Genomic DNA, 25,146 nt, shown 5'->3' on the forward strand with positions numbered 1-25,146 from the left:
TCTTCGACGACCCATGTGGACCCAGTGCCTCATTCCTGCACCGCCGTGCCCGATCCTGCGTGGTGGAGTCGCCGGAGCTTGCGTTGGCCTGCGGATGGGCATCACGCTGCGAGCACGGCGCCGCGGAACGCCAGGTGCGGCGCCGGCTCCCGCGTGCTGCCCTGAGGTGACAGCCCCACGAGCTGCATCGCGGTGCGCTCGGCGATCTGCGCGCGGGGGCTTTCCGCGCCATGGCGCCCGAGCCGAGGGAACAGCTGTCCACGGCGGCTGGCCTCGATCCAGCGAGACGGCGCGAGCCACCGCTCGGCCGCTGCGACGCCCAGGGTCGCGCAGGGGCACACCTCGGCGCGGGCGACAGGCGTGCTCACGCCGTCGAGCCCGATGCGAGCAAGCACCCAGCCGATCGCCGCCGCGGAGTAGCGCCGGCGGTGCAGCAACCCGCGAGGCACTACGACCACGATCGCGCCGCAGGCGCTGCAGCGGTAGCGTCGAGCTTGGATCGTGACCTGCTGGGGAGCGCCGCCGGGCTCGAGCGGGCCGCACACCAGCCGCTCGCGCAGGCCGTGGCCGCGCATCACCAGCGGGCCGTTGACGGGGCGGCCGGCCGCGTCGCAGCAGGGGCAGCGCGCGGGCCGCACGAGGTCAACCGTTGGCAGCACCGTCATCCAGCGCTTGATGTCGACGTCGGCTTGAACGATCCTGCATGAGCTCCGCTCCTGCACGGTGCTCGGAGCACGACGAGGGGAAGACGGGTCGCCACAACACGCATCCCCTCGTCGCCTATTTTGTGGCCGGCCTCGCGCCGATGCTCCGCTCCCTCGGCCCCGGCCTTACGTCAGCGAGGGGCTGACGTGTCGCAAAGTGTAGTGGTAATTGGGGTCGTGGAACGGGAATGCAAGGGCGCTCAGCGCGGCGAAGTCGCGCGACTTGACGTTTGTGTGAGATTTTTTGGTTGGTTTTAGGAATGCACAGCGAACGCCGGCCGACGGCGGGGCATCAGCCTCCACCCTGGCTTCCTCTCTCGGGCCCACACCGGCTCGCTGATGGGCGGGCAGCGGCCGATCAGGGGATTCCCATCACGAATAGGGATCGAGATCGGGGCGAACTCCACTTTTGAGAGGGCGCGGTAACAGCTGCGAGAAGGAGATCCCGCCCGCGAGCATAGGAGAGGTGCTGGACCAGGCGATGCTCCGCTGCGATCGCTGCGCAGTGCAGACCTGGGTTCGGGCGGTCCCCACGGAGCTGGCAGGAGCGCTCCCGAACATCACGCACCTGGTCGGCGAGGCGCCGACCAGGCTCGCTGGCGCCCCTGCGCCGAAGACCGAGCCGGCGACGTTTCCGTGCCCGCAGTGTGGCTCGCCCATCGCATTCGACGGTGTGAGTCGGGCGTGCACGTGCCGCTTCTGCGGTGCGAGCGTGCACGTCCCAGATGAGTTCATCTACCGGGGACGGCGAAAGGTGGTGGCGCACTGGTATCTCTGTTTTCATCCGTCGGTCGCTGTGTGCGCTCCCGCCGCCCAGGCCGTCGCCGCCGGCCTGTTCGACTGGGAGGAGCTGCCGGAGGCCGCCGTCGACGCAGAGGGGAACCTCTACTGCGCAGCCACGCAGTCACGCTGGCTCTTTGATGAGAACGGAAGACTGCGGGAAAAAATCGACCATGTTCTGTGGTCGTTGGATCCTTCGCTGAGCATCCGATGGCTCCAGCGTGATCGACCGGAGCCGGTGCGCTTCCTGGGCTGCGTGAAGGACACTCTCGTCGTGGTTGGCGCCGGAAGCTCGCCGCCGCTCCGGCTCACTTCGACGACGGGCAATCCCGTCGAGGACGCTGGCTTCGCGGCGCCGAGCATCGACCTCGCCGAGATCGAACATCGCCACCTGGCCTGCTATCCCGATGGCTCGCTGCTGTTCGAGAAGAACGGAAAGCTCCGGAGGGTCGCGCAGAGCGGAGCGGAGATGCCCGTGTGGCCACACAGCGCTCCGCGGAATGAGGTCGACGATGAGCCCCCGTGGAGTCTGAACTCTCTTGCTGATTGGCCGGTGACCGTACCCTCCTCGCTCACGGCTATGCATTGCGGTCCAGATGGTTCGCTCTATTTGCAGGAGGCGAACATGGTCGCCCGCTTCGATGCGACCGGGCGCAAGGTTTACTGTGTGGAGCTGGGTAGAAATTCCGCTGATCGAAGAGCTCTCTTGCTCGGCGCCGATCCCGCCGGCAATGTATATGTCATTCGCAGCGATCGACTGGTGCAGGTTGGCGCTGGGGGCGGGCAGAGCGTCGTCCTGCTCGTGGAGCGCGACGCGCTTCCTCGCGCGAGGATGAACATTGCGGCATGTCCAGATGGGTCGTTCTGGCTATTCGGTGAGAAGGGGCTCGCCTGGAAGCTCGCGCCCGGAGGCAGGCTGCTCTTCGCCAGCGAAAAGGAGCCCAGGCCGAAGATCCCGACCAGGGACGAGGTCGTCCAGCAGCACGTGGATACCACCACGGAGATGCTCAAGGTGCGGGCCCAGGCGGAAGTTGAGAATATGCATCGGGTCTATGGGGAGCTAGAGAGGCAGAAGAGGCAGCGAGAGGGCCGAGCAAATATTGTTTCTTGGATATTCATGCTCGTGTTCTTCTGTGCGCTCGTTGCGTATAAGACGTGCGGCTGAGCGCGCTACGTGAATCCAGCGCTATTCAAGATCGATCCTGCGTGCCCTGACTTTTACTGTGCCCTTCCCGACGGTGACCTTCGCCGAGCCGGCCAACAGTTCGACAGCGCTGCTGGTTACAGTGCACATCGATGCGCTCTTGACGAGGCGCACCTGGCTCCCCGTGACCGCCAGGCGGCCCTCTTCGTTCCCAACGGTGACAGTGGCGGCGTCCGCTTTCAGGCTCCACTGGCCGCCTCGTACGTGAGCAGTATTGCCCTCGATCTCGACCTTTCCCGCGCTCTTGATCTCCATGGTCCCACTGGATTTTATGTTGGCGTCACCGCTGGTCTCGGCCAGGAGCGGACCTCTGGATCTCATCTGGAGCGAGCCGCCGGCTTTCATCGCAAGCCTCGTGCCCGCTTCTACGTCAACAACGTTGCCGCTGTCGATGGTGATCGCCTGGCCGCTGTTCAGCTTCATGACGCCGAGCGACAGCAGGTCCACGAGTGCATCGGACGTGACCATGGCGCTTGCTCTACCTGCGACCTCTACATGGCCGCTGGCCTTCAGAACCGCGGCAGCTCCGCCTACGACGACGGCTTGACCGCTTGATGACAGGGTAGCATTGGCTCCGCCGCATACGTAGGCGCTCGCGGTGCCGGTGATGGCAGAGGTGACCGCAGCAGAGTTCAAGTTGATAGGGGCTCCAGGCGCGGGTACTGGAGACGGAAGCCGGCCAGCTGAGGCGTTGCTGGTAGCCAGGAGGGCCATACCTCTGAGGCCCAGGATGCTGGTGTGGTCCATGTTCCGCTGCACAATCTTTGTGGTGGAGCTGATAAGATCGCGTCTACCTTTTTCGAGAGCGCTGGCCGCTTTGGCTGTCTCGATCCAATCTCCTGCTGCTCGCCATGCGACTGCATCGTCGCTCTCTGTGTTGAGCTTCTTGTAGGAGTCGGCCAGTTCTTTTGCGGCTTTCGCTTCTTCGGTCGCTCTCGCGATTCTCTTGAGGTCGTCGGGATGGTTTGCGTCCCACTCCTGACGTGTCATGGGCCGGCGCTTGCCGTCGGCGTCCTCTCCCGGAGGGGCCGTCATGTAGTTCATGGTTTGCCACCGGCTGGTCATCGAGTTCTGGAGCTGATCGACGCGCGCCTGAGCCTTCACGGCTTCTTCGTCGAGCTTGGCGTGCTCGAGGGCATGCCGTTTCGTGTTGACGTCGACGACGCTCTTGGCGACGGCCAGCATGCCGTCCATCAGTTTCTGGCCCTTCTCGCCCGTGAGCGCTGACATGATGCTCGCAGCTCCGGCGTGATTGACAATGTTCCCGGAAGCCAGGACGGAGGCAACCTCGGATACGACGGTGTTGACGGACGTGAGTGTGCTCACTCCGGCGTTGGCGACCGCGGTGTAGGCCTCCGTGGTCGTCATGGCTGCGCCCGCTTCCGGCGTGTTCGGCGCTCCGAGCTGGAACGTCGCCCCGCCGTACGGCGTGGAGAGCTTGATCCGCTCTTCGCCCTCGTTGTCGTCGATGTTGATCTCGTTCCCGCCGCCGGTCCGGATGACGTTTCTCTTCGCGTTCTTCGCGTCGACGGTGCTCGGCGTCTGCGGGTTCGGCACCGCGCCGGCGATGATGGGCCGGTCTGGATCGCCGTCGATGAAGGTCAGGATGACCTCGACCCCGCTGCGGAGCGGGAAGTGGAACCCGTACCCCGCGCCCGCATGCGGCTGGGCCATGCGGATGAGCCGTGAGGCCTTGCCGTCCTCGGCGCTGCTGTGTCGAACAGGAAGCGGACGCGGTAGCGGCCGCTCTCGTCGACCTCGGCGTACTGGCCCTTCTCGGCGGCGTCGATCACGCCGGTGATGACGCCATGCACCTTGGGCTTCGGCGTCACGCGTGGAGGCCGGTACGTCGTAGCGTAGGGTATTGCCCGGAACTCGTTCTCGTAGGGGCGCTCCTCGCCGGTGCCCATGTTGAGCGTCGCCTGCTGGAGGCGGTGGCGCACCTCGACGAGCAGCAGCTCGATGTCGCCGCGCGGGTGGCCCTCGAGCGTGACCTTCGCCCCGGCGCCGAGGACCTGCACGTCGCTCGCGCCCTCGAAGACCCTGCGGCCGGCGCGCAGCTCCTCGGCGCGGATGACGGCGATGCGCTCGCCCTCGTCGGGGGTCTTGAAGTGCGCGCCGTACTCGACGATGTCGCCGCCGGAAGCCTCCGAGACCGTCGCCGCCGCCATCAGGGGCACGTGCGGTGTGCGGTAGTTGTAGTCCTTGACCACGTACCGGCTCGGGACCGTGCGCGTCGTGCCCTCCAGCCGGTAGACGCCGATGCGATCGCCGCGCGGGTAGAAGTGCGCGCGCCCGTCGCCGGCGACCGGCTGAAAACCGCTGTTGGCGTCGGAGAAGACGATCACATCCCGGCCGTCGCGGTGCTCGAAGAAGAACGAGATGCCGAGGTGCTCGGCCAGGCGCGATACGAACTGAAGATCCGTCTCCTTGTACTGCACAACGTACTCGCGCGGCGGGTACGTCGAGACCAGGCGGAGCTCGAAGTCGTCGCCCTGGTGGAGGCCGGCCCGCTCCAACTTCCGCTTGATGATCTCCGGGACGGAGAGGTCCATGAAGATCTCCGACGTCTCCGTGAGCGTCAGGCGGAACGCGCGCGGCACGAAGGTGAGCGTGTACGCCATGTGCAGTGTCTCTGTGTGGAGCGCGTCGCGCACCACGGAGACGACCCCGAAGATGCGCCGCTCCTCGCGGTCGCCCCTCAGGAAGACCAGCGCGGCGGGCTCGGCGAGGAGCGCCTCCTCGTCGAGCCCCTCGGGGCTCTTGCACACAACGTGGAGCTGGAACTCGAACGGCTGCGAGATGACCTCGCGCCCTGTGAGGTCGTGGAGCTCGACCGCGTCGGCCGAGAAAGCACGTGATTCCAGGCGAGCAGAGAGGATGTCTTTCATGAGCGTCCCTCGGGTGAAGAACGCTACCATCGCCCGCCGGCGAGCCCGTGTTCAAGCGGCTCATGCAGCGGAGCAGCGCCGCGTCGCCGCGATCGGCACCGTCTCTCTGCCCTCCAGCGGCACCTCGAGCGCCTGCCGCCGCGAGAGCGTCCGGAGGTCGCTCAGGGCGCTCTCCTCGATCTGCCGGACGCGCTCGGGGCTCACCGAGAACATGCCACCGATGTCGGCGAGCGTGTGACTCTGCTCGCCGTCGAGCCCGAACCGCAGGCGGAGCACAGGGCCGGTGAGGGCGGCGCCCTCGAGGTCCACGTTGTGGAAGATGGCGCCGCAGAGGGGGGCGCCGGCGAGGTCCGCGCCGCGCAGTCGACGTCGGGCCAGCGTGCGCGCTGGCACGGGCTCGTCGGGGTGGCGGGAGACGCCGCGGTGATGGCGCGGAAGCGGGGGACGGTGAGGAGCGAAGAACTGCAACTACTGCCCTGCCTCGCGGCTGCAGCAGAGTGAGCTCGTCAGGGGAGGAGTACTTCTGGAGCCCGGCCGCCGCGGCGGGCTCATCACCGGCGGCTCGGCGCCGGCTTCTGCTGGGGCCGCCCGCGCCTTTGCCCTGACTTCTCGCAGATCCTCCGGGACGCGCCGCGCATAGAAGAATCCAGCGTGGTACCCCTTGCGCACCACGCCGTTCGGGGGTACCTTGCTCTCCTCACGACGTCACTGGCTCTCGACACGATGCTTTTTCTCCCTCTGCACGAGGGAGGCGTTGCTCGCGCGGATGACTGGACGACGCACCGTGTGCCTTCGCGGGATTCGCCGCGAGGCACGTCACCGTTCGATCCGCAACGGCTTCATCGAATGGCAGGCGAAGAGCGCTCACGAGCGCAGCTGCAGGCCGTGAAAGCAACGTGTCATGAGTAATCGTCTTTACGTCGGCAATCTCTCGTACAACACCACGCGCGAGTCCCTCGAGAGCGCCTTCGCCGGCAGCGGCGAGGTCCGCGAGATCTCGATGCCGACCGATCGCGAGACCGGCCAGCCGCGCGGGTTCGCGTTCGTCACGATGGGCTCGGCCCAGGCTGCGAACAGCGCGATCTCGCAGCTCAACGGCTTGATGCTCGACGGGCGCGCGCTCAAGGTCAACGAGGCGCAGGAGCGCCCGGCCCGCGGCGGCTTCGGCGGCGGCGGGCGCGGTCGTTACTGATCGCGCTGCTCGTCCAGTCGAAACGAGGGCGGCGGACCCCCAAGGTTCGCCGCTTTTTTTTTGCCACCTCGTGAGCCTGCGTGCGAGTCAGTCGAGCTCGAGCGGGCTACCGAGCGCGCGGGAGAAGGCCTCTCCGCGTGCTCGTCTCGTCGAACGTGCCAGAGAAACCAGGCTGCTCGTGTAAAGTGTCGGCACGCGCTCCGGAACGACCGCAACCCAATGTCGGTCTGTCCGGGCGTGCGCCCACAGATCTCACGGAGAAGCCCTTTTCAGGACGCCCGATCAAGGGCGCCCTGAGGCTGGAGTCATCATGCAACGACAGACCGCGTTGAAGCGCCAGAAAGAGCGCGCCCGTATCGAGAAGCAGCGCGAGAAGACGGCGAACCGCCTCGAGCGCCGCCATGACAAGGGATCGAGCGGCGGCCTGGCGCCGGGTGAAGATCCCGATATCGCCGGCATCGTCCCAGGACCGCAGCCGCCCGCCATCGATTGAGCCCGGTCACCCGAGCGCCGGGAGAGCGGCGTCCCTCGGGTGAAGAGCGCTACGATCGTCCGCCGGCGAGCCGTTGTTCAAGCGGTTCGTGCAGCGGAGCACCGCCGCGTGGCCGCTCGACCGCGGCGCGCGACATCGCTCGCATCGCATCACGCGATCGACATCGCTCGCATCACGGCCGCGCGACGCCGCTCGCGTCACCGCGCGGCGCCGCCCGCGGCATCCTCTCTCAGCCCTCCAGCGGCACCTCGAGCGCCTGCCGCCGCGACAGCGTCCGGAGCTTGCTCAGGGCGTTCTCCTCGATCTGCCGGACCCGCTCGCGGCTCACCGAGAACATGCCCCCGATCTCGGCGAGCGTGTGCGTCTGCTCGCCGTCCAGCCCGAACCGCAGGCGGAGCACCTCGCGCTCGCGCGGCGTCAGCGACTCGAGGAGCGAGCGGACCTGCGTGTGCAGGCGACGGTGCACGAGGAGCTCGTCCGGCGCCGCCTCCTCGCTCGCGAAGAAGTCGCCGTGCCGCGCGCCGTCGTCGTCCCCGACCGGCGCGTCCAGGTACACCGGCGGGAGCCCGACCTCGCGCAGCGTCTCGATCTTCTCCATCGACAGGCCGCTCCGCTCGGCGACCTCCTCCGGCGCCGCCTCGCGCGCGTTCTCCTGCTCCAGCTCCCTGCGCGCCTGCAGCGCGCGGCGCCGCGTCTCGGCGAGGTGGACTGGCATCTTGATGACCTGGCCCTGGTACAGCACCGCCCGCGCAAGCGCCTGCTTGATCCACCACGTGGCGTACGTGCTGAACCGATATCCGCGCCGGTAATCGAACTTCTCCGCCGCGCGCATCAGCCCGAGGTTGCCCTCCTGGATGAGATCGAGCAGCGGCACGCCGCGGTGCCTGAGGTGCCGGGCGGCCGACGCCACGAGCCGCAGGTTCGCCTTCACGATCTCCGCCCGCGCCTCCGCCGCCGCGCCGCGCGCGCCGCGCATCGCCGCGAGCGTCGCCTCGATCGCCCGCCGCTCCGGCCCGCTGGCCTCGGCCGCCGCAGCGCCAAGCGCCCGCTCGATCCGCTGCTCGACGACGGGCGAGAGGCGCACGTCCGTGAGCCCTGCCGCCAGGTCGCTCCGGGCGCGTCGCGCGCGCGCCTCGGTCTGGCGGGTCGACCGCATCGACCGCGCGAGACCGAGCAGCCGCGCGAGACGGACGGACGCGGCGTCGTTCGCCGTGTCGTCCGCGTCCGCGTTGAGCAGCAGATCGCCGATGGGGGCCCGGCCCGCGTCCAGATCGTCCGCGAGCGCCGCGAGCTCCCGCAGCGCGACCGGCGACGCCACCCAGGCCTCGATCGCGGCGCGCTCCGCGGCCTCGATCCGCCTGCCGAACTCCACCTCGAGATCGCGGCTCAGCGGCGCGCTGCGGGAGATCTCCTGCAGGTAGACCTCGGTCACATCCTCGTTCGGCCGCGACGACAGCGCAGCTCGGTCGCCAGCGGGCGTGTCCCGCCGAGGCAGCGCGGCACGGCCGAGATCGGCGTCGAGGCGCACCTCGGCGCGGGCGCCCTCCACATCGATGATCATCCTGTCAGCCTCGCCCACCAGGAGCGAGCTCATGGGCTTCTCCTTCATTTCGCTTACTCCACCATGGTGCCGCGTCGCGGGGGGTCCGCTCGGGTGCTCGCCGGAGCACGAGCCGTGAGGCCAGCCCCGAGCATGGACCACGACGCACGTCGGCCACGCCACGGCAGAGCAAAGGGGCTCCGCCGGTCTATGCACCGTAATCACTCGCCGCGCTCAGGAAAGGGGCGTAGGCGACGACGTTTTCCTCCGGATATCAGAGCGAAGGTCCGGCTGCTCGTTCATCAGAGCGGCTGCTCGTTCATCAGAGCGGCTGCTCGTTCATCAGAGCGCCCGTTCCTTCACGGCGCTCGCGCCCGGCCGTCAGAGCAGCACCGCGAGGGGGAGCACGGCGGGGCGGCGCGCGGCCTCGCGGTGGAACACCCGCCGCACGCCGCGGCTGAGCGCGTCCTCCAGCGCCGGGGCCATCGTGCGCGCCGCCGGCGACAGCGCCGACAGCGCGCTCCGGGCGCTCTCCAGCGCGGCCCCGAACAGCGGGCCTCCCTCCTCGAAATGCGCCACGCCGCGGCCGAGGAGCTCGGGGCCGCGCAGGATCTCGCCCGTCTTGCGGTCAGCCACGACGAGCACCATCACGAGGCCCTGATCCGAGATCTGCTCGCGCTCGCGGAGCACCATCTCGGAGACGTCGAGCCCGCCGCGCGCGTCGAGCCACACCCGCCCGCTCTTCACCGGGGCGCCGAGGCGCATCTGGCCGCTCTCGATGACGAGCGAGTCGCCGTCCTCGACGACGAACACCCCCGACGCGGGCACGCCCATCCGGAGCGCCGTGCGCGCGTGCGCGAGCAGCATCCGGTACTCGCCGTGGATCGGCACGAAGTGCTCTGGCCGCACCGCGTCGAGCAGGACCTTCTGCTCCTCGGCCTGCGCGTGGCCGCTCGCGTGGATCGGCTCGAGGCCGCGATCGAGCACCACCGCGCCGCGCTTCGCCAGGCGGTTCGCGAGCTGGGTGACGGCGATCTCGTTGCCAGGGATCGCGCGCGACGAGAAGATGACCGTGTCGCCCGGGTCGACCCGCAGCCGGTGGTGATCGCCCGTCGCCATGCGCGCGAGCGCGCTGTTCGGCTCGCCCTGCGCGCCCGAGGCGAGCACGATGAGGCGAGCGGGCGGGAGCGTGGCCGCCGTGGCGTCGTCGACGATCACGCCGGGCGGGATGGTCAGGATGCCGATCTCCTGGGCGATCCGCGTGTTGGTCGCCAGGCTGCGCCCGGCGAGCACCACCTTGCGGCCGAGCTGGGCGGCGATGTCGAGCACGCTCTGGACCCGGTGGACGTTGGACGCGAAGAGCGCGACGAGGATGCGCCCCTTCGCCTCGCGGAAGGGCCGCAGGAACCCCTCGGCCACCGCCGTCTCGCTCACCGACCAGCCGTCGCGCTCGGAGTTCGTGGAGTCGGAGAGGAGGGCCGCCACGCCGGCGCGGCCGTACTCGGCGAAGCGGCCGAGATCGAGCCGCTCGCCGCCCACGGGCGTGAGGTCGATCTTGTAGTCGCCCGTGTGGATGAGGATGCCCTCGCCCGTCTCGATCGCGTAGCCGACCGCGTCGGGGATGGAGTGGGTCACGCGCAGGGGCTCGGCGCGGAACGGGCCCGCCGTGAAGTGCTGCTGCGGCTCGACCTCGCGCAGCGGCACGTCGATGCCGTGCTCGACGAGGCGCTCGCGCACGAGCCGCAGCGTGAAGCGCGTGCCGTACACGGGGACGGGGAACTCGCGCAGGAGCGACGGCAGCCCGCCGATGTGGTCCTCGTGGCCGTGCGTCACGATCACCGCGTCGACCCCGCCCGCCTCGCGCACATAGCTGAGATCGGGGATCGCGACCTCGACGCCGAGCACCTGGTCGTTGGGGAACATCACGCCGCAGTCGATGAGCACGCGGCGGCCATCCTCCTCGACGAGCATCGCGTTCATGCCGACCTCGCCGAGGCCGCCGAGAGGAATGATCCGGACTCCCATGCGCGCGAAGCCTAGCATCGCCGATCGCGCGCACAGGCCGCGGCGTTGCGACGATCCGCGGCGGGCGACCGCCCAGGCTCGTCACGCCGGCGGTCCTCACGGCCCCAGGCGCGCCACCCCGGCGGTCCTCACGGCCCCAGGCGCGTCACCCCGGCGGTCCTCAGGCCCTTGCCCGATGAGCCCGCCGGTCCGCGTCCGCGCGCCGCGAGGCGTAGAGTCCCCGGAGCGCGGCGCCGGACCGCCTCGAGCCGTGTCGTCGAGCGCCCGCCGCGCGAGACGGCCGACCTCCGTCGCCGAGGGGTCGCGCTGCCCGACCAACCATCTCCCCACCACGGGCTCCCCAACCACGCTTCGCACATCCAGCGGTGTCGCGGTGCCGTGGATCGCCGGGCCGCACAACAGCGCACATGACCCACCCGGCGCCGCTGCGTGTTGAGGGCTTGCCCTACGCATTCGCCCTATGCAAGCATCGACGAACCATGCGCAAGACCAGGATCGGCGAGCTCCCTTTCACACTGGTTGAGCTGATGTACGAGACCGCCGACACCCTCCTCTATCGCGCACACCGCGACAAGGATGGTGCTCCGGTAACGATCAAGGTGTTGAAGGGGGAGCGCCTCGATCAGCGGCACGTGGCGCAGCTCCGGCACGAGCTCGAGACCACTCGCCACCTCCAGATCGAGGGCGTGATCCGGGCCCACGGGCTGGAGAAGATCCCGGGCGGCGCGGCGCTCGTGATGGAGGATTTCGGCGGCGTGACGCTCGACGCGCTCGCGCGCGCGACGCGGCTCGATCTGAAGGAGAAGCTGCGTATCGCCTCGTCGCTGGCCGGGACGCTGGCGGCGGTGCACGGCAAGCACGTCATCCACAAGGACATCAAACCGCAGAACATCCTCGTCAACCCGGAGACGCGGCAGGTCAAGCTGACCGACTTCGGGAGCTCGACCCGGCTCTCCGAGGAGAGCCTGGCGGCAGAGAGCCCCGAGCGCCTGGAAGGGACGCTCGCCTACATGTCGCCGGAGCAGACCGGTCGGATGAACCGATCCATCGACTACCGGACCGACCTCTACTCGCTGGGGGTGACGCTCTACGAGCTCTTCTCCGGGGCGCTCCCGTTCCAGGCGACCGACCCGGTGGAGCTCATGCACAGCCACATCGCGCGGGTCGCGACGCCGCTCTGCGAGCGCTCGCCGGAGATCCCGAAGGTGGTGTCCGACATCGTGCAAAAGCTGATGTCGAAGGTCGCCGAGGAGCGGTACCAGAGCGGGACGGGGCTCAAGGCCGATCTGGATGCGTGCCTGTCGGCGCTCGAGGCGACCGGCCGGATCGCGCCGTTCGAGCTGGGGACGCACGACGTCCCGAGCGAGCTCAGGATCCCGCAGAAGCTGTATGGACGCGACGCGCAGATGGCGGAGCTGCTCGCGGCGTTCGAGCGGGCGCGCGCCGGCAACTGCGAGCTGTTCCTCATCGCGGGCGGCGCGGGCATCGGCAAGTCGGCGCTCGTCAGCGAGATTCACAAGGAGGTGACGCAGCGGCGCGGATACTTCATCGAGGGGAAGTTCGATCAGCTCAGCCGGAACATGCCGCACGCCCCCGTGGCGAGCGCGCTGCGCCAGCGCGTCCGGCAGCTCCTCACCGAGCCGGTGGAGTCGCTCGAGCAGTGGAAGGACAAGCTGCTCCGGGCCGCGGGCAAGAACGCGCAGATCCTCGTCGACCTCATCCCCGAGATCGAGCTCATCATCGGGCCGCAACCCGCGCTGGCGGAGCTCGGGCCGAACGAGGCGCAGAACCGGTTCAACCTGGTGTTCCAGGACTTCCTGCGCGTCATCACGACGGCCGAGCACCCGGTGGTGCTCTTCCTCGACGACCTCCAGTGGGCCGACCCGGCCTCGCTCAAGCTGCTGCAGATCGTGCTGACCGACCCGAGCGGGGCCTACCTCCTCATCATCGGCGCGTACCGCGACCAGGAGGCGATCGCCGGGCAGCCGCTCATGACCTGGCTCGGGGAGCTGCGCGCGGCGGGCGTCGCGCGGCGCGAGATCCTGCTCCCGCCGCTCTCGCTCGACGACGTGCGCCAGCTCATCGCGGACGCGCTGAGCGCCCGCGGCGAGCAGGTGCAGCCGCTCGCCGAGGTGCTCTACGCGACCTGCCAGGGGAACCCCTTCTTCCTGAGCCAGCTCCTCAAGGAGCTGTTCGCGGCGCAGCTCCTGTCCTTCGACGCGGCGGCGGGGCGGTGGACGTGGGATCTGGCGCAGATCCGGCAGCGGTGGGGCGCCCTCAACGTCCACGATCTGCTCGTGGACAAGATGCAGCGGCTCTCGCCGGCGGCGCAGCACGTGCTCCAGCTCGCCGCGTGCATCGGCCACCAGTTCGACCTGAGGACGCTGTCGACCGTGCGCGAGAAGCCGCCGGCGGAGATCGCGGCCGACCTCTGGGAGGCGCTGCGCGAGGGCATCGTGCTGCCGCTCGACGCCGACTACCGGCTGCTCCACGCGTCCGGCGGCGTGACGGCGGAGCAGCCGCTCGAGGTGCGGTACCGCTTCCTCCACGACCGGGGGCAGCAGGCGGCCTACAGCCTCATCGAGGGCGCGAAGCGGCAGGAGGTGCACCTCCGCATCGGCCGGCTCATCCGGGCGCAGCTCAACGGGGAGCCGCGCGACGAGGACCTGTTCAAGGTCGTGAGCCACAGCAACCTCGGCATGGCGCTCATCGAGGATCGCGCCGAGCAGCTCGAGCTCGCGCGGCTCAACCTGAGCGTCGGGAAGCGGGCCAAGGCGTCGATGGCCCACGGCACGGCGGCCGAGCACTTCAAGGTGGGGATGTCGCTGCTCGGGTCGAGGGGGTGGGAGGAAGACTACGCGCTCTGCTTCGCGCTCCACCGCGAGCGCGCCGAGTGCGAGTGGCTGAGCGGCAACGAGGCGCAGGCCGAGGCGCTGATCCGCGAGCTCCTCGAGCACGCCCGATCGAGGCTGGAGCGCGCCGAGGTGTACAACCTCCGGATCCTCGTGCACACGATGCGCGGGGAGTTCGCGGACGTGCTGCGCGTCGGCCGCGAGGGCGTGGCGCTCTTCGGGATCGAGCTGCCGGAGGGGCAGCAGGCGATCGGCGCGGCGTTCGGGGCCGCGCTCGCGGAGGTGCCGATCCACCTGGCCGGGCGCCAGGTCGAGCAGCTCGCGGACGCGCCGTGGGGCGGCGACGCGGACCAGCTCGCCGCGCTGCGCCTGCTCGCGGCGATGATCCCGGGCGCGTACACGCTCGATCCGACGCTGCTCGCGCTCATCGGCGTCACGCAGGTGAACCTCTCGCTGAAGTACGGCAACTCGCCGGCGGCGGCGTGCGCCTACGGCCTCTACTGCCTGCTGCTCGCGGGCGGGATGGGCAGGTACGAGGAGGCGCGGCAGTTCCAGAAGGTGTCGATGGAGCTCTGCGAGCGGCCCGACGGCGTGGAGCTCCAGTGCAAGGCGTACGTCGTGTGCGGCGCGCCCTCGCACTTCTTCGAGTCGACCCGCGCCTCGGTCGCGTGCCTCGCGAAGGCGTACCAGGCCGGGCTGAGCTCGGGCGATTTCAGCTTCGGGGCGTACGCCTGCCTGAACGTCGCCACGATCATGCTCTCGTCGGGCCACGAGCTCGGGCCGCTCCGGGACGAGCTCACCGGCTTCCTGCGGTTCCTGCAGCGGACGAAGGACCCGCTCGGCCTCCCGGTGATCTCCGTCGCGCAGCAGATGGTCGCGGCCCTGGAGGGCAGGACGGCCGGGCGCCAGAGCCTGAGCGACGCGGCGTTCGACGAGGGCGCGTTCCTCGCGGGGCTCGTGCCGGCGCAGGAGCTGCCGCGGTGCTGGTACTTCGTGTGCCGGCTCGTGCTCGCGGTGCTGTACGGCGATCACGCGAACGCGCTCCTGATGGCCGCGCGGGCGGAGCGGCACAGCGCGAGCGCGCTCGGCCTGTTCCTCCTGAACGACATCCCGTTCTACGTGAGCCTCGCGCTGCTCGGGCTGTGCGAGACGGCGCCTGCCGAGGAGCGCGAGCGGCACCTCGCGGCCGCGGCGGAGCACCGGGCGAAGATCGCGGGCTGGGCGCAGCACGCCCCGGAGAACTACGCGCACAAGGAGCGGCTCATCGGCGCGGAGATGGCGCGCGTCCTCGGCAAGGAGGCCGAGGCGGCCGATCTCTACGATCAGGCGATCGAGCTGGCGCGGGAGAGCCAGTTCACCCACCACGAGGCGCTCGCGAACGAGCTGTGCGGTCGGTTCTACCTGCAGCGCGGGCGGGAGCGGATCGCGCGGTGGCACATGGCGGACGCGTACCGGGCGTACGTGCGGTGGGGGGCGACGGCCAAGGCGGAGCACCTCGCGCAGGAGAACGAGCGGCTGCTCGACGCGATCGCCATCGGCGAGGCGCAGCAGACCCGGGTCGTCGGCACGACGGTCACGCGGCGCGGGAGCACCGAGTCGTTCGACGCCGCGACGGTCGTCCGGGCGATGCAGGCGGTGGCGAGCGAGAACGTGCTCGACCGGCTCCTCGACCGGCTGATGCGCAGCGTGGTGACGAACGCGGGGGCGCAGCGGGGCTCGCTCATCCTGGAGCGCGACGGCAAGCTCGTGATCGTGGCCTCCATGCGCGTCGACCCCGACGTCGTGGAGACGGGGCTGTCGATCCCGGCGCTCGAGAGCGAGGACGTCGCGACGAGCGTCATCCAGCTCGTCGCGCGGACGCGCGAGCCGGTGGTGCTGAACGACGCGCGGCAGGACAGCCGCTTCGCGAGCGACCCGTACGTCGTGGAGCGCCGGCCGCGCTCGATCCTGTGCCTCGCCATGACCCACCAGGGGCGCTCGTCGGGCATCCTGTACCTCGAGAACAACGTGGCGCCGCGGGCGTTCACGCCGGGGCGGGTCGAGGTCTGCGGGCTGCTCGCCTCGCAGGCGGCGATCGCGCTCGAGAACGCGCTGCTCATCGCGAGCATCCGCGGCGGCACCGAGGCGCTGCAGCGATCGAACGAGCAGCTCCAGCGCGAGCTCGAGCTGCGCATCGCGTCCGAGGCGGAGCGGGAGCTGCTCCAGCAGGAGATGCTGCGCCGGCAGACGCCGCTCATCCCGATCACCGACGACGTGCTCGTCATGCCGATCGTCGGGCAGATGGACGGGGCGCGGGCGCAGCAGGTGCTCGAGACGGCGCTGGCCGGGTCCCAGGCGCGGCAGGCCAAGGTGGTGATCCTGGACATCACCGGCGTGGCGCAGGTCGACGGCGCCGTGGCAGAGGCGCTGATCAAGACGGCAAAGGCGCTGCAGCTCCTCGGGGCCAAGGCGGTGCTCTCCGGGATGCGGCCGGAGGTGGCCCGCGCGCTCGTGGAGCAGAATGTCTATCTCGGGTCCATCGTCACGATGGGGACGCTGCAGAGCAGCATCGCGTACGCGCTGGGCCCAGGCGGCCTCTCGGGGGCGTTCGGCCGGCGGGCGGGCACGGCGCGGCCGGCGTGACGCGCGCCGCGCTGCTGCGCGATGCGCGCAGCAGCGCGGGCGCCGGTGATGTGTCGATGTGTCGCCGAGCGTACCGGCGAGCGCGGCCGACGCCGCGCTCGCCGGCGGCCTGGTTCAGGGCGTGCTGTTCGGATCGGCGGGATTGCTGCCGGCGTCGCGCTCGTCGCCGTCGAGGAAGCCGTCGCTGTCGCGATCGATGCCGGCGCGCACGCCCGAGCCGGGCGGCATGCACGTGTACGTCAGATCGTGGTGCGTATGGGTGGCGAGGAGCCGGAGCACCGCGTCGCTCATCGGCGGGACGATGTACCTGTCCGTGAGGAACTGGCCACCTCCCACGTAGAGGAACCCGATCTCGTGCAGGAACCCCTGCGTCTTCGCCACGAGATCGCACTCCCCGACGTCGGCGCGGTCCATCAGCAGGTCGATGCGCGGCCCGACCACCGTGCTGTTCGAATGGTTGAGCGTGATCTGCTGGCCCACGATGGGCGCCATGTTGCTCTCGATGGCGAGCACGTAGGACTCGAGCTGCCGGCGAATCACGTCACCCGCGGGGGTGAAGGGGATGGCGTCGGGGTTGTTCGGGAACTGGTCGGAGAACCCGATCGCGGAGAAGAACCGGTACATCGTGTCGACGGTGCCGTTGTTCAGGATGCCGTACCCGCGGATCTGGTCGCCCATGTGCTGGTTGTCGCGCGACAGGAAGACGAACGGGATGTCCGGGAGGCCGAAGGCGCCGACCTTCGTGTAGACATTGCGGAGCTGCGGTATCTTGAAGAGCTGCGTCTGGAAGTCGAAGACGGAGCTGCCGTCGGTCCCGAAGAAGCCGGGGAAGTCGTCGCCCGGGTTGGCGTCGGGGTCGACCACGTGGCAGCCGCCGCAGCTCGCGATCGAGTTGACGATGTCGCCGTTGTAGAAGTCCTTCCCCGCCTGTTGATCGGGCGTGAGCGAGTTGTCCAGGTTCCTGATCGGGTTGGGCGGGTAGGTGACCTGGAGCATGAAGTCGGTGAACGCCTCCATGTCCTGCGCGGGGAGGGGCTCGTGCCGTCCCATCAGGTCGGAGAACGCCCCCTGGAACTGCCGGAAGGCCTCGCGCTCGTCGAACGCCCCGTCGTCCGGCTGGGCGCTCGGCTCGAGGTTGCCGCCGGTGCGGTCGCCGCGCCAGTGCATCGGCCCGTGGTTGGCGAGGCCGCGCAGGCTCTGCGTCATCATCGGCCCCTTCATCGGGTGGAAGATCGGGTCCGTGATGGGCTGGTTGAAGATGACGTCGTAGAGGCCGAACGGGAAGGGGCCCGGGTCCGTCACGACGGGGGCATCGGGGTTGCCGAGGTTCCAGGCCAGGTCGTCGAGATCGCCGAAGACGTGGCAGCTCGCGCAGGCCGAGTCGCCGTGGCTCGACGTGAGCGAGGCGTCGTAGAGGAAGCGGCGGCCGTTCACGATGCTGGGCGGCTCCGGGTTGTACATCGGGACGTGTCCCACCTCGGTCTTCGTCGATGTGTTGATGATCGAGATGGAGTTGTCGAAGCGCGTCAGCACGTAGAGGCGATTCCTGCTCTCGTCGAGCACGAGCCCGGTCGGCCCGCCGCCGCTCACCGGGATCTGGTTCGCCGTGCTCGGCACGAACGTGTCGTTCTCGAGCGCCGCGGTGCTGAAGACGCCGATCTTGCTCGATCCGAGCGCGGCGACGTAGAGCGTCGCGCCGTTGCTCGTCACGGCCATCTCCTGCGGGAAGGCGAGGCTCTTCGCGTTCTCCGCGTTGGGGATCGGGGCGCAGCACGTGCTGTAGTCGATGTGCTTGTTGAGGTGGCGCGGCGCGACGTTCCCCGGGCTGAGGACGGTGATCCGGCTCTCGTGCAGGTGGCCGCGCACGGTCTCGCCGGCGAAGATGCCGGGCCCCTCGAAGTTCTGCTGGTTGAATGCCTCGGTGTTGGCGACGTACACCTTCCCGTTCACCGGGTTGACGGCCATGTTGAAGAGGATCGTCCCGACGTCGGAGAAGTAGCCCTGCTCTCCGCTGAGCTGCGCCGGCGGGTTCGCCGTGGCGTCGATGACGAAGACGTCCTTGTCGGGCAGCGAGAACCTCATCTGGTCGTCCCAGAGGTTGCCCCGCTCGTCGTACCAGTGTCCTCCGTCGTACTTCACGATGACGGAGACCTCCGGCGCCGGCACGCCCTGGAAGTTGGTGCTCGGCCCGGGCGCGCCGTTCGGCCCGAAGCCGTCGGGGACCAGCGCCTCGTTGACGGTGCCGGTGCGGTTTCCGGAGTGGAACGCCGCCGCATACACCTTGCTGCCGTCCGGGGTCACGGCGAGGGCGCGCGGCGTGTCGCTGAAGAGGGTGATGATGTTGAGCGGATTGCCCCCGAGCGACTGGCCGAGCTGGCTCGCGTCGAACACCCACACGTCGGCGCGGCCGACGCCGGGCGTCGTGAACTGCGGATCGATGGGGCTGTTCTGGCCGCGGTGGGCGGTCGTGATGAAGGCGCGCTTCCGCCCCGGGCCGGCGAACACGATATCGCGCGGCTCGTCGCCGACGAGGAGCGTGCGCTCGACGCGCCCGGTGTAACCGCCGAGGCCGATCTGGACGACGCTCACGCTGTCCGACAGGTGGTTGACGACCCAGACCTCGTTGTTGGTGCGCGCGGCCACGGCCACGGGCTCCATGCCGACCGATATCGACGCGCGGTGCTCCAGGCCGCCGCTCCCGATACGGAACACCTCGAGGCGGTTGTCAGGCGTGTTGACGGCGAAGAGCAGCTTTCCGTCGGGTGACATGGCCAGCGGGCGGACCTGGCCGCTCTCGAAGGCGGTGAACGACGGCGCCGCCTGCGCCGGAGCGCCGGAGAGCGATATTGCAGTCAGGGATGCGACGAGAGCGCCCAACGTCGCCCACCGTGAACCAGGCAATCGAATCATGGATGCCTCCGTGGATGTGGCGTTAGCTCCGCGGCCACACAACGCACAAATCAGGATTGTAAGGCCGGACGAAATGATTGTTCAAGCATGCAATGAGAGTCGATGTGATTTTCCGCAAACCCACGATTCCTCGTTTGCACCACGGATGTAGGCCGAGCGGCGATGGCGTCCGGTACGGCGCGTCATCGCTGCTGGCGCGCCTGGTTCACCGGCCGCGCGACTGGCGCGCCTGGTTCACCGGCCGCGCGCGCGTGTGTTGTGTCTGTTGCGTGGACTACATGTCATGAGTTGCGCTCGCCGAGGAGGCGAGGGCGCCGGCGCTCCTCATGAGGTGTGAGTGGCGCCACTGCGTGGATCATGACAGGGACACCCACACGACCGCCGAACGGACGCTGCTGGTGCAGGAAGGGATTGGATCTGGCCCGAGGAGCCCGTAGCCTCGAACGCTCCTGTCGTCACCGGACCAGCCGCAGAGGGGTGGACGAGGTGGAGGTCCTTGCGTGGGCGAGTCGAGAGAGGGAGGAGAGATGAATGGCTTGAGCGTTGAGCCCGTCGTCACCGACGGCTTCGGGATCGAGCCCGCCCTGAGCGACGGCACGCTCGTCGTCACGCTCACCGGGACGGGCGACATGGCGGCGGCCGCGCGGCTCAAGAGCTATGTCAAGGAGCTGGAGGGGGAGGTGGCGCGGCTCTCCGTCGGCTCCGTCGAGTTCGACGTGCGCGGCGTGCGGTTCATGAGCTCGAGCTGCATCAAGGCGTTCGTCGGCTTCATCTGCGGCGTCTCCGGCCGTGGCCCGAAGTGCAGGGTACGGTTCGTCACCGACGCGCAGCTCACGTGGCAGCGGCGGAGCCTGAAGCCCCTCGACCGCATGTGCCCCGGGCTCGTCTCGATCGACGACGCGTGATGCGCCAGACTGGGGCCATGGCGAGGAAGCGCCGGACGATCGCGTTTCTGATCGACAACGTCGTCGGCGACTACCAGGCCGAGCTGCGCGCCGGGGTCGAGGGCGCCGCCGAGGCGCACGACGTCAACCTCCTGACCGCCTTCTTCGGCGAGCCGATCGCCGCGCTCCGGCCGGGCGGCGTCGACCGGGCCGACCTCTGTCGCCTCATCGGCGCGGACACGGTCGACGGCGTCATCGTCGCCTCGTCGACCCTCTGTCAGCTCGCCGGGGTCGACGGCATGCCGGCGTTCTGCAGGTCGTTCGCGCCGCTGCCTGTGTGCAGCATCGGGATGATGATCGAGGGCGTGCCGAGCTTCATGATCGACAACGCGCTCGGGAGCGAGATGTCGGTCGGCCACGTGGTCGACGACCACGGGTGCCTGCGGGTCGCGTACATCGGCGGGCCCCCGGGCAACGAGGAGGCGGAGCTCCGCGCCCGCGGGTACCGGAGCGCGCTCGCGGCGCGCGCCATCCCGTGGGACGAGCGCCTCGTGGCGCACGGGGCGTTCACGATCGTGACCGGGCGCGAGGCGATGCGCGAGATCCTGGGGCGCGGGGTCGCGTTCGACGCCGTCGTGGCCGCGAACGACCGCATGGCGCTCGGCGCGATCGAGGTGCTCAAGGCGGAGGGGCGCCGCATCCCGCAGGACGTCGTCGTGTGCGGGTTCGACGACGTGGGCGTCGCGCGCTTCACGAAGCCGTCGCTGACCACGGTCCGCCAGCCGATCAAGCGGCTCGGCGGGCTCGCGGTGAGCACGATGGTGCGCATGCTCGACGGCGCTCCCGCGCCGGCGCTGCAGCTCGTGCGCGTCGAGCTCACGCGGCGCGAGTCGTGCGGCTGCGGCTACTGCGCGGGCGACACGCTCGCGCCCCCGGCCCCGTCGGCGCGGGGTCGCCCGGTCCCGGTCGCCGAGGAGCGGGTGCAGCTCGAGCGCGCGCTCATGAGGACGGTCGTGATCCCGGCCGGCGCGCTCGACGGCTGGGCGGGCGACCTGCTCTCCGCGATCGAGGCCGAGCTCGGGGGCGTCAAGGGCCGCTTCCTGCGCGCGCTCCAGGGCATCCTGAACGGCGCGCGGCGCGAGGGCGTGCTGCTCGACCAGTTCCAGAACGTGATCTCGCTGCTGCGCTCGCGCGTCCATCCGCCGCCCGAGGACGGCGACGAGGAGGCCATGACGGAGACGCTGGAGCAGCTCTGGCACGCTGCGCGCCTCGCGGTCGGGAGCGCGTCCGTGCACGTCGAGGGGGAGCAGCGGCTCAACGTGGAGCTCGCCGCGATCGACGTGACGTACGGCGTGCGGGGCTTCGCTGCGTGCCTGAGCCTGCCCGTGCTCAAGGGGCTCCTCGCGTCGGAGCTGCCGAGGATGCAGTTCTCGCGCGTCGCCGTGTCGCTCTACGACGACGTCCAGCGCGAGACGATGAGGCCGCTGTTCGTGATGGAGGGCGGCCGCGAGGTGGACGCGCCGCCGGTGAGCTTCCCGGCGAGGCTCCTCGCGCCCCCCGGGTTCCTGGACGCCGCGGAGCGCTGGAGCATGATCGTCTTCCCGGTCGCGTTCGGCGACGTGGAGGTGTTCGGCGTCGCGGTGCTCGACGACCGGGCGAGCGGCATGGTCTACGACGTGCTGCGCCTCCAGCTCGGCTCGGCGATCAAGGGGGCGTCGCTCCACCGGCAGGTCGTGCGCGAGGTGGAGCTGCGCGAGCGGCTGGAGCAGGAGCGGGTCCGCCAGGAGAGCCGCGTCGCGGCGCGCATCCAGACCACGCTGGTGCCGAGGCAGCTCTCGATCGAGGGGCTCGAGCTCGCCGCGATCATGAAGCCGGCGGCCGAGGTCGGCGGCGACTACTACGATGTCATCGCGACGCCGTGGGGCGGGTGGCTCGGGATCGGCGACGTCGCGGGGCACGGCCTGGCGGCGGGCCTCATCATGCTGATGATCCAGAGCATGATCGCGGCGCTGACGTCCGACGACCCGACAGCGAGCCCGGCCAGGGTCGTCTCCGCGCTGAACCGGGCGATCTACAAGAACGTCCGCGACCGCCTGGAGCGCGACGAGCACGCGACGCTCCTGCTGCTCCGGTACGAGCGCGGCGGGCGGGTGACGTTCGCCGGCGCGCACGACGACCTCATCGTGTGCTCGGCGCGCGCGCGGCGCTGCGTGTGCATCCCGAGCTCCGGCGTCTGGATCGGCGCGCTGCCCGAGATCGGCCCGATGACGCGGGACTCCGAGCTCGTCCTGGAGGACGGGGACGTGCTCGTGCTCTACAGCGACGGGGTGACCGAGGCGCGCAACGCGCACAACGAGCAGTACGGTCTGGAGCGGCTGTGCGCCGCGATCGAGGCGACCCAGGAGGCGCCCGTCGGCGCGATCCGCGACAGGATCCTGGCGGAGGTCGAGGGCTGGTGCCCGAGCCCGGACGACGACATCACGATCCTCGTGGCGAGGTACCGCGCGCCCGGGTAGGGGGGCGCACGGTGCGCGCCCGGGCCTGGTCGAACACCGCCTGCGCGGCCATCGGATCGATCGGCCGGAGCTTATCCATCCAGCCCTTCGGGGCGAGCTCGGCCCATCGCTCGTCTCGCGCGACGAGCGATCCCTATCTGGAAATGGCAGTCCGGCCCGCGCGCTGCGCTCGGCGGTCCATCAGTCGACGACCGTGTGGCATCCGAGCTCTCTGGCGCGCTGATGGCAGGAGGGGAAGTCCGGCGGCGCGGACCCACCCATGCGCACCCGCTTACAGATGCCCGGGTGCCGCGTCGGGGACACCCATCCCCATTCCCTGCCCGTCAGGGAGGAGCCCGACGACATGGTGCACTGGAGCCCTGCTTGCCTGGAGGCGTCGGGGCTCTCTGCCGACGCGGACGCGGTCACGAGCGCGAGCGCGGTCACGAGCGCGAGCCCGAGCCCTGCCTGGATTGTGCGAAGTGCGTCCATGAGTACCTGCCTTTCGATGGATTCGATGGAGGCCTCGTGTGCGTCGCACCGTGCGGCGCCCGCGACCTCGTGTGGTCTCATTGCAACGGGGGTGCCCGGGGCGTGCGTCACTGTCATGTACGGTGCTGGAGAGCGCGCCCTGTCGTCGCGCCGGGAGGACGAGAGCGCGCGATCCCAGGAGAAGGGCAGTCGGAGGACATGCCTGGCGATCCCAGCGCAAAGGGGCCCGGCGGAGGGCCGGGAAGGTGGACCAGAAAGGGGCTCCGGGAGGGCGGCGGGCGAGGCGGGCCCCCGGCGGACGCCTCGCCTCCGCGGCCCCTGGCGGCCGCCACCCCCTCCGCGCATCCGCCACCCCCGGTCGCTGCGTAACCCGTTGAAATCACAGCCATCCCCGCCTGGCACGCCGTTCGCGAAAGGGCTCCGGCATGCAGGCCACGGCGCTCACGTTCTCTCTGCTCGGGCTCGACGCGCACCCCGTCCGCGTGGAGGTCGACTCGGGCCGCGGACCGTCGTTCTTCCAGATGGTGGGCCTCGCCGAGGCGAGCGTCCGCGAGAGCCGCGTGCGCGTTCGCGCCGCGCTCCAGCAACTCGGCGTCGAGCTCGACGAATATGTGATCACCGTGAACCTCGCTCCGGCAGATCTCAAGAAGAGCGGCGGCGCCTACGACCTCGCCATCGCGCTCGCCGCGCTCGCGGCGCTCGGCAAGATCCCCTCCGAGGGACTCGACCGGATAGGCCTGCTCGGCGAGCTCTCGTTGAGCGGCGCCGTGCGCCCCGTCCGAGGCGTCCTGCCGGCGCTGCGCGGCGCGGCGGAGCAGGGCATCGAGCGCGCGATCGTGCCCCAGGGCAACGCGCGCGAGGCCGCGAGCGTGGCCGGCGTCGACGTCCTCATCGCGGAGCACCTCGCGCAGGTCGTCGCCCACCTGCGCGGCCACAAGGCCCTTCCCGGCGCCGGCTCCGTCGCCCCGCTCGCCGCCGAGCCGGGCGCCGCGTCGGTGGACCTCGCCGAGGTCCGCGGCCAGCACGGCGCGCGCCGCGCCCTCGAGATAGCGGCCTCCGGGGCGCACAACCTGATCATGATGGGCCCGCCGGGCAGCGGAAAGACCATGCTCGCTCGCCGACTCCCCACGGTGTTGCCGCCGATGACCCATGAAGAGGCGCTGGACGTCACCGCCATTCACTCGGTCGCGGGCCTGCTCTCGCCGGACAGGGGCCTCGTCGCGACGCGCCCGTTCCGCGCCCCGCACCACACGGTGAGCGCCGCGGGGCTCGTCGGCGGCGGCGATCCCATCCGCCCCGGCGAGGTCTCGCTGGCCCACCATGGATGCCTGTTCCTCGACGAGCTCCTCGAGTTCCGCCGCGGCGTCCTCGAGGCCCTGCGCGAGCCGCTCGAGGAGGGCACGGTCGCCCTCTGCCGCGCCCGCGCCCGCGTCGTGTTCCCGGCGCGCCCCATCCTCGTCGCCGCGATCAACCCCTGTCCGTGCGGCTTCCACGGCGACCGCGGGAACCGCTGCGTCTGCTCCGTCGACCGCGTCCGCGCTTACCGCGCGCGGCTGAGCGGGCCGCTGCTCGATCGCATCGATCTGCACATCGCTTTGCCGCCGGTCGACGTCGCGCACCTGTGCGCGCCGCTCCGCGCGGCGGAAGGCGAACGCCGCGACGGCCGCGCGTCGCTCCACGCGCCCGAGAGCTCCGCGGCGGTGCGGTCGCGCGTCGTCGAGGCCCGGGCCGCGCAGCGCGCGCGCTTCGAGGCGGGGGAGGTCGTCGTGGCGTGCAACGCCGAGCTCGGCCCGCGCGATCTCGCGCGCGTCGCCATGCCCGACGCCGCGGGCGCGCGCGTGCTCGCGTCGGCCGTCGAGCGCCTCGGCCTCTCGGCGCGGGCGTATACAAAGGTGCTGCGGGTCGCCCGGACGCTCGCCGACATGGACGGGAGCTCTGCCGTGCGCGCGGCGCACGTGGCCGAGGCGATCGGCGCGCGGCTCTTCGACCGCGAGGCCGCCGCCGGGCCGCCGCCCGCCGCCGCCGCGGGCGTCTGAGCCCGCCACCGCCGCGGCGGGCGCCC

15 protein-coding genes are annotated in these 25,146 nt (G+C 70.3%); 7 read left to right on the top strand and 8 right to left on the bottom strand.

Features of this window, described 5'->3' with window-relative positions:
- Positions 1 to 101: 101 nt before the first annotated feature.
- A complete protein-coding gene (locus WMF24_RS13315) occupies positions 102 to 722 on the bottom strand; it encodes a hypothetical protein (protein ID WP_437730027.1) in 621 nt (206 codons plus the stop codon).
- A gap of 694 nt (positions 723 to 1,416) precedes the next feature.
- Between WMF24_RS13315 and WMF24_RS13320 the strand changes: the two genes are divergently transcribed.
- Positions 1,417 to 2,649, top strand: coding sequence for a hypothetical protein (locus WMF24_RS13320; RefSeq protein WP_437736761.1), 1,233 nt, complete (start codon positions 1,417 to 1,419; stop codon positions 2,647 to 2,649).
- Positions 2,650 to 2,670: 21 nt separating this feature from the next.
- Here the strand turns inward: WMF24_RS13320 and WMF24_RS13325 are convergent, their stop codons facing one another.
- The 3 genes from WMF24_RS13325 to WMF24_RS13335 are packed head-to-tail and all read right to left on the bottom strand — an operon-like array spanning position 2,671 to position 5,972.
- On the bottom strand, positions 2,671 to 4,362 hold the full coding sequence (locus WMF24_RS13325; RefSeq protein ID WP_437736762.1) for a phage baseplate assembly protein V: 1,692 nt from the start codon (positions 4,360 to 4,362) through the stop codon (positions 2,671 to 2,673).
- Positions 4,290 to 5,579 carry a type VI secretion system Vgr family protein gene (locus WMF24_RS13330; protein WP_437736763.1) on the bottom strand — a complete coding sequence of 430 codons (1,290 nt, stop codon included), beginning with the start codon at positions 5,577 to 5,579 and terminating at the stop codon, positions 4,290 to 4,292. The genes WMF24_RS13325 and WMF24_RS13330 overlap by 73 nt, the downstream gene beginning before the upstream one ends.
- 60 nt (positions 5,580 to 5,639) lie before the next feature.
- On the bottom strand, positions 5,640 to 5,972 hold the full coding sequence (locus WMF24_RS13335; protein WP_437736764.1) for a sigma factor-like helix-turn-helix DNA-binding protein: 333 nt from the start codon (positions 5,970 to 5,972) through the stop codon (positions 5,640 to 5,642).
- A 508-nt stretch (positions 5,973 to 6,480) separates the two neighbouring features.
- Between WMF24_RS13335 and WMF24_RS13340 the strand changes: the two genes are divergently transcribed.
- Both WMF24_RS13340 and WMF24_RS13345 read left to right on the top strand, forming a co-directional pair.
- Positions 6,481 to 6,771 carry an RNA recognition motif domain-containing protein gene (locus WMF24_RS13340; protein WP_437736765.1) on the top strand — a complete coding sequence of 97 codons (291 nt, stop codon included), beginning with the start codon at positions 6,481 to 6,483 and terminating at the stop codon, positions 6,769 to 6,771.
- A gap of 310 nt (positions 6,772 to 7,081) precedes the next feature.
- Entirely contained in the window at positions 7,082 to 7,264 is a 183-nt protein-coding gene (locus tag WMF24_RS13345) for a hypothetical protein (RefSeq protein WP_437736766.1), read from the top strand.
- A 229-nt stretch (positions 7,265 to 7,493) separates the two neighbouring features.
- Here the strand turns inward: WMF24_RS13345 and WMF24_RS13350 are convergent, their stop codons facing one another.
- Both WMF24_RS13350 and WMF24_RS13355 read right to left on the bottom strand, forming a co-directional pair.
- A complete protein-coding gene (locus WMF24_RS13350; RefSeq protein WP_437736767.1) occupies positions 7,494 to 8,858 on the bottom strand; it encodes a sigma-70 family RNA polymerase sigma factor in 1,365 nt (454 codons plus the stop codon).
- Positions 8,859 to 9,185: 327 nt separating this feature from the next.
- Positions 9,186 to 10,829, bottom strand: a complete 1,644-nt coding sequence (locus tag WMF24_RS13355) for a ribonuclease J (RefSeq protein ID WP_437736768.1) — start codon at positions 10,827 to 10,829, stop codon at positions 9,186 to 9,188.
- Positions 10,830 to 11,308: 479 nt separating this feature from the next.
- Between WMF24_RS13355 and WMF24_RS13360 the strand changes: the two genes are divergently transcribed.
- On the top strand, positions 11,309 to 16,303 hold the full coding sequence (locus WMF24_RS13360) for an AAA family ATPase (RefSeq protein ID WP_437736769.1): 4,995 nt from the start codon (positions 11,309 to 11,311) through the stop codon (positions 16,301 to 16,303).
- A gap of 114 nt (positions 16,304 to 16,417) precedes the next feature.
- Here WMF24_RS13360 and WMF24_RS13365 read toward each other — a convergent pair whose 3' ends face one another.
- Positions 16,418 to 19,213 carry a YncE family protein gene (locus tag WMF24_RS13365; protein ID WP_437736770.1) on the bottom strand — a complete coding sequence of 932 codons (2,796 nt, stop codon included), beginning with the start codon at positions 19,211 to 19,213 and terminating at the stop codon, positions 16,418 to 16,420.
- Positions 19,214 to 19,740: 527 nt separating this feature from the next.
- Between WMF24_RS13365 and WMF24_RS13370 the strand changes: the two genes are divergently transcribed.
- Both WMF24_RS13370 and WMF24_RS13375 read left to right on the top strand, forming a co-directional pair.
- Positions 19,741 to 20,118, top strand: a complete 378-nt coding sequence (locus WMF24_RS13370) for an STAS domain-containing protein (protein ID WP_437736771.1) — start codon at positions 19,741 to 19,743, stop codon at positions 20,116 to 20,118.
- 17 nt (positions 20,119 to 20,135) lie between these two features.
- Positions 20,136 to 22,613 (top strand): SpoIIE family protein phosphatase, encoded by a 2,478-nt coding sequence (locus WMF24_RS13375; protein WP_437736772.1) that lies wholly within the window; start codon positions 20,136 to 20,138, stop codon positions 22,611 to 22,613.
- Between the two features lie 180 nt (positions 22,614 to 22,793).
- Here WMF24_RS13375 and WMF24_RS13380 read toward each other — a convergent pair whose 3' ends face one another.
- Positions 22,794 to 23,084 carry a hypothetical protein gene (locus tag WMF24_RS13380; protein WP_437736773.1) on the bottom strand — a complete coding sequence of 97 codons (291 nt, stop codon included), beginning with the start codon at positions 23,082 to 23,084 and terminating at the stop codon, positions 22,794 to 22,796.
- A gap of 425 nt (positions 23,085 to 23,509) precedes the next feature.
- Between WMF24_RS13380 and WMF24_RS13385 the strand changes: the two genes are divergently transcribed.
- Positions 23,510 to 25,120, top strand: a complete 1,611-nt coding sequence (locus tag WMF24_RS13385; RefSeq protein ID WP_437736774.1) for a YifB family Mg chelatase-like AAA ATPase — start codon at positions 23,510 to 23,512, stop codon at positions 25,118 to 25,120.
- Positions 25,121 to 25,146 lie beyond the last annotated feature (26 nt).

The sequence above is a fragment of the Sorangium sp. So ce1335 genome (genome assembly GCF_051521615.1).
In the GTDB taxonomy this organism is placed as follows: domain Bacteria; phylum Myxococcota_A; class Polyangia; order Polyangiales; family Polyangiaceae; genus Sorangium.

Bases quoted from the DNA above. Each gene is read 5' to 3' on its own strand.
- WMF24_RS13370 (WP_437736771.1), top strand. From the start codon at position 19,741: ATGAATGGCTTGAGCGTTGAGCCCGTCGTCACCGACGGCTTCGGGATC.
- WMF24_RS13345 (WP_437736766.1), top strand. From the start codon at position 7,082: ATGCAACGACAGACCGCGTTGAAGCGCCAGAAAGAGCGCGCCCGTATC.
- WMF24_RS13385 (WP_437736774.1), top strand. From the start codon at position 23,510: ATGCAGGCCACGGCGCTCACGTTCTCTCTGCTCGGGCTCGACGCGCAC.
- WMF24_RS13330 (WP_437736763.1), bottom strand. From the start codon at position 5,579: ATGAAAGACATCCTCTCTGCTCGCCTGGAATCACGTGCTTTCTCGGCC.
- WMF24_RS13375 (WP_437736772.1), top strand. From the start codon at position 20,136: ATGGCGAGGAAGCGCCGGACGATCGCGTTTCTGATCGACAACGTCGTC.
- WMF24_RS13340 (WP_437736765.1), top strand. From the start codon at position 6,481: ATGAGTAATCGTCTTTACGTCGGCAATCTCTCGTACAACACCACGCGC.
- WMF24_RS13360 (WP_437736769.1), top strand. From the start codon at position 11,309: ATGCGCAAGACCAGGATCGGCGAGCTCCCTTTCACACTGGTTGAGCTG.
- WMF24_RS13365 (WP_437736770.1), bottom strand. From the start codon at position 19,213: ATGATTCGATTGCCTGGTTCACGGTGGGCGACGTTGGGCGCTCTCGTC.
- WMF24_RS13355 (WP_437736768.1), bottom strand. From the start codon at position 10,829: ATGGGAGTCCGGATCATTCCTCTCGGCGGCCTCGGCGAGGTCGGCATG.
- WMF24_RS13350 (WP_437736767.1), bottom strand. From the start codon at position 8,858: ATGAGCTCGCTCCTGGTGGGCGAGGCTGACAGGATGATCATCGATGTG.
- WMF24_RS13325 (WP_437736762.1), bottom strand. From the start codon at position 4,362: ATGGCCCAGCCGCATGCGGGCGCGGGGTACGGGTTCCACTTCCCGCTC.
- WMF24_RS13380 (WP_437736773.1), bottom strand. From the start codon at position 23,084: ATGGACGCACTTCGCACAATCCAGGCAGGGCTCGGGCTCGCGCTCGTG.